This window comes from Neptunomonas sp., assembly GCF_041601355.1.
In the GTDB taxonomy this organism is placed as follows: Bacteria; Pseudomonadota; Gammaproteobacteria; order Pseudomonadales; family Balneatricaceae; genus Neptunomonas.
Genome location: NZ_JBFIIH010000211.1, coordinates 1 through 4,202, shown reverse-complemented (window position 1 = coordinate 4,202; position 4,202 = coordinate 1). Strand labels below are relative to the sequence as shown.

Annotated in this window: 6 protein-coding genes; 5 read left to right on the top strand and 1 reads right to left on the bottom strand. The window is 44.5% G+C overall.

Annotated features, from left to right (window positions below; all coding sequences use genetic code 11):
- The 4 genes from ABY436_RS19275 to ABY436_RS19260 form a co-directional block, all read left to right on the top strand.
- A partial coding sequence (locus ABY436_RS19275; protein WP_372740549.1) for a hypothetical protein occupies positions 1–1,100 on the top strand: 1,100 nt, incomplete at its 5' end.
- Positions 1,101–1,137: 37 nt separating this feature from the next.
- Positions 1,138–1,770 (top strand): hypothetical protein, encoded by a 633-nt coding sequence (locus ABY436_RS19270; protein ID WP_372740548.1) that lies wholly within the window; start codon positions 1,138–1,140, stop codon positions 1,768–1,770.
- A 57-nt stretch (positions 1,771–1,827) separates the two neighbouring features.
- A complete protein-coding gene (locus ABY436_RS19265; RefSeq protein WP_054342130.1) occupies positions 1,828–2,190 on the top strand; it encodes a roadblock/LC7 domain-containing protein in 363 nt (120 codons plus the stop codon).
- 17 nt (positions 2,191–2,207) lie between these two features.
- Positions 2,208–2,648, top strand: a complete 441-nt coding sequence (locus ABY436_RS19260) for a PAS domain-containing protein (RefSeq protein ID WP_372740547.1) — start codon at positions 2,208–2,210, stop codon at positions 2,646–2,648.
- A 158-nt stretch (positions 2,649–2,806) separates the two neighbouring features.
- Here the strand turns inward: ABY436_RS19260 and ABY436_RS19255 are convergent, their stop codons facing one another.
- Positions 2,807–3,862 (bottom strand): diguanylate cyclase, encoded by a 1,056-nt coding sequence (locus ABY436_RS19255; protein ID WP_372740546.1) that lies wholly within the window; start codon positions 3,860–3,862, stop codon positions 2,807–2,809.
- 113 nt (positions 3,863–3,975) lie between these two features.
- Here ABY436_RS19255 and miaE point away from each other — a divergent pair.
- Positions 3,976–4,202, top strand: a 227-nt coding sequence (miaE, locus tag ABY436_RS19250; protein ID WP_372740545.1) for a tRNA isopentenyl-2-thiomethyl-A-37 hydroxylase MiaE, incomplete at its 3' end; no start/stop codon positions are given.

Below are 4,202 nucleotides of genomic sequence, written 5' to 3'. Positions count from 1 at the left end.
CAGCAGAGGCAGCAGAGGCAGCAGAGGCAGCAGAGGCAGCAGAGGCAGCAGAGGCAGCAGAGGCAGCAGAGGCAGCAGAGGCAGCAGAGGCAGCAGAGGCAGCAGAGGCAGCAGAGGCTCCTTTACCTCCTCATTTTTCAGGGGCTGAAAAAGTAGCGGATTTCCAGTTAGCGAAAAGACAACATGCGGAAAAATCATCAGGTATCTTCAACTCACCTCAGAACAGACCCTCTCACAACCTTCAGTCTAAGCCCGCGAGTGTCAGTCAAATTGTAGCTAAAGCAGAGGTTGTTTCACGGCTCCCGAAAAAGGATAGATCCCATAGCAATGCTGAAGAAACGGGGCGAACTGATTTTGATGTGTTGCAGTCGGTGACTGCCAAAAATATCGAAACCCGTGCGGCGGCGTTGACGCCGATTCTGGAAAAGAACAAAAAGCCGCACTACGCGGTCGCTAAAAAACCACTGGTACCAGGGGATAGCCCGCCTAAATCGTTAATGATAACCACGGTGTTCGGGAATCTGCCTGAGCTTGACTGGACGATTGAGGCTGATCGACGTCGCTTGCAGATAAACCCTGAGGGTATGTTGTTGCCCTGGATCACAAAAACGGTTGAAGAGGGCAGGAAACAAGATGTGTCTTTTTCAATCGATGGGCTGCATTTACGTCTGGAATATTTGCCATGGACAGACTGCTTTGTCACCAACTTGTCTGAAGAGGTGCTTTATACCGTAATGACAAGTCGGTTTGGGATCGGCGAACTGTCTATCAGGCACGGCGATGTTATTGAAGATGATTTGCAGGAGGGTTTAGGTTTCACTGAACGCATAATGACAGCGGAAGACCTGCTTTGGTTAGCCGGACTCTGGACAGTACAAGGGCGAATTCTGCCTGGCGATGATCCAACCCGTCCACGTCGTTTGAAACATGCTCCTGATTGCCTTAAAGATATTGCAATACCAGAAGTACAAGCTGTGATTGATTTATGGAAAAGCCGTACAATGAGTGCATTTGAGATTATTAGTGAGCTCAATATTCCGCAGCGATATGTGTTTGGCGTAATGGCGGCGGCTACGACAGCGATGCAGTTTACGTTTTAGTGTTTAAGTTTCTTGCTAATCTATGGAGGGGGATAATGTGACGACAGCCGGGATTCAACAACGTTACTTACAAGTCACGCCAAGCGGTGCCTATTATGCAACGGTGAACTCTCAGCCAGATGACGCTCGTGCTTTATTGTTGCAGCTAATGAGCAGTGAAACACCGATTGAGCACTCAATGGATATATTTGCAGAGTTGGCTGATCTGGATAAAGAACACGCCGCCGTGTTATTTAATCGCCTCATTGCCCGTAGGTTTTTAGCCCTTGTGCAGGTGCCTAAAGAGCCAAGGCAGGGGAGTCTGGAATCAACATTGACAGACCTTCTGGTGACGCTTTCAGCGACCGGCAAGGTCGTATTGGGAGATGATCAGGGGTTTTGTCTGGGATCTGCAGGTTTTGATAGAGATCATGCAGATGCGTTAGCAGCCTTAGCGGCTGATCTTATTTCACTTCATCAGCGACATCAGTCGTTATTGAATAAAGAGTTACAATTAATGGGTGAGTCATGGGGGTTGCTTGATCCGGTCGGGAATAGCATGCTGGGCACATGGATAATTCATATAGGGTCACAGTCGTTTGCGGTTATTATTCATGGCCAGCCTAATTTAAATCAGCATGAATTTGTTGAGTTGATCAGCGCACTTGCGAGTCGCTATCTTGATCAGTGAGCCTTGAAGCTTGTACCTTGAACACGGCTATTAATAAAATTATGGAGATAAGCTGTTATGCGTTCTGAAATGATGAGGTCTATTCTTAGTGACCTGAATGGAACGTCTGCTGAGATTGAAGCCTCGGCTGTCATCTCAACGGATGGATTGATGATTGAGGCTTTACTTCCTGCCAGCATGGATGAAGATAGAGTAGGTGCCATGAGCGCGGCAATGCTTTCTCTTGGGGAAAGGACGGCGCAGGAGCTTGCGCGAGGAGAGCTTGAACAAGTACTGGTGAAAGGCGTCAATGGTTATATCTTAATGACACATGCGAATAGTGATTCAGTTCTGACTGTTGTAGCCAAACCTAATGCTCGTTTAGGGCTTATTTTTCTCGATGTTAAACGTGCCGCTGAAGCAATAGGTAAGCTACTCTAGAGAGGAATTATTTTTTCATGCTTATTACCTACCATGATGGCTCGATCAGAGAGGTGGCTATCGTTGATCAGGAGGTTCCATATCCTGATGGTAAGCTAATAGTGTCCCGAACGGATCCCTCAGGAGTGATTACTCACGCTAATCAGGCATTTGTTGACATGTCCGGATATCCGTTAGATGAATTGATTGGTAGCAGTCACTGCGTTTTACGCCATCCTGATATGCCGGCTACGGCGTTTAAAGATCTTTGGGTTACCGTTAAGGCAGGAAAAAAGTGGCACGGCTATATCAAAAACCTGCGAAAGGACGGTGCGTACTATTGGGTGAAAGCTACGGTAATCCCTAATATTCGCAATGGCGAGTTAATGGGGTATACGTCTGTCAGGCGAAAACCATCCCGCAGTAAAGTAGAGCAATGTACGGCTCTGTATTCGCAAATGAATATACTGTCATCTTAAACATCTATGATGTTATCCGGGTTACCTTGATAACCATGCAACAGGAGATCAGGGGACAAACAGTACCGGAAAGTATGCAGATGTCAGGGTGAGTGAAAACAGGGCAGGAAGATGCTGCATTTTTATCGATTTAGTTGAAGCAATAATGGATGAGTGATTTATCCGTTTAGAATGGACATAAAGGCTGTATCTCTCAAAATTTCTATTTTGTTCTTGCCTGTCTTTTTAGCTTTATAGAGTGCTTTATCTGCTCGTTTAATGATTTGTTCAATCTGACAGTCAGCCGCACTGGAGGCGCCAATGCCGAAGCTGGCGGTGGCTCTGATCCGCTTTTCACTATTTTCATTAGCAAATGCAAAAACAGAGAGTTCAACTCTGATTCGATTGGCTACCTGTACTGCGCCTTCGAGTGAGGTGCCAGGGAAAATAATGGCGAACTCTTCACCACCATAGCGATAGGCCGTATCTGTTTTTCGAAGGTTATTCTTAATCATAGAGCCAAATTTTTGCAGAATTTGATCACCGAATAAGTGACCGTATGCATCATTCATCATTTTAAAATTATCAAGGTCGATGATACAGAGTGCAAAATATTGATTATATCGCTTGGTTCGTTCTAATTCTGCGATCATCTTTTCAGTAAAGTGCCTCCTGTTATAAAGCCCTGTCAAAGTATCTGTAATGCTTAGCTGCTTATAACGCTCTTCGCTTTGCTGTAAAGCTATTTGGCTGTGCTTTTCATTACTGATGTTCGTCAGTGTTTCGATGGCACCTATAACTTTGCCTGTCGCATCTGTGATACTGGCAGCGGTGAAGGATAGCCACTCTCCTTTTTCTCCAATGTCAGGGAAAAAATCTTCAGCTTCGTAGGCATCTTCGATTAACGCTGATGCTTTATATTTATTTTCATAAAGTTGAGATACAGCTTCGTCTTTGCCCCCTTCGATTATTAAATCTGCCAGGGTGGGGCGCTCTGTGGCATAAAAGGCGATCCATTGGTTTTGGGTGCCAATCATTTCACTGCGCTTTTTATTGGTGAGTTGCTCTAATGCTTTGTTCCAGAAAATGATTGTGTGGTTGATATCCAAAACGAAAGTGGGGAGGGGGATTCTATTGAATACTGTTTCTAGTAGATTCTCTTGCTTTTCTAGTAGATTCTCTTGCTGTTCTAATGGATTTTCATCAGAAAAATCGCTTTTATCTACCACAAGCATGTCATCCTGTTAATTTTACGTTCATCCTGAAGTCATTGTAGATGAAATAATCAGAATGTAAAAAATCTTTTATAGGGGTGTATAATATTGCCAAATTTTTAAGGTAGGTATCGATGGACGCGCTTAACGAAATACATGATTTTCTGGCTTGCGAAACACCATCGCAATGGGTTGAGCATGCACTGGAGAATCAGGATATTCTTTTAATAGATCATGCTCATTGTGAAAAAAAAGCAGCATCGACGGCGATGACATTAATGTTCCGGTATGTTGATAGAACAGATCTCTTAAATAAAATGTCACGACTTGCACGTGAAGAGCTTATTCATTTCGAGCAAGT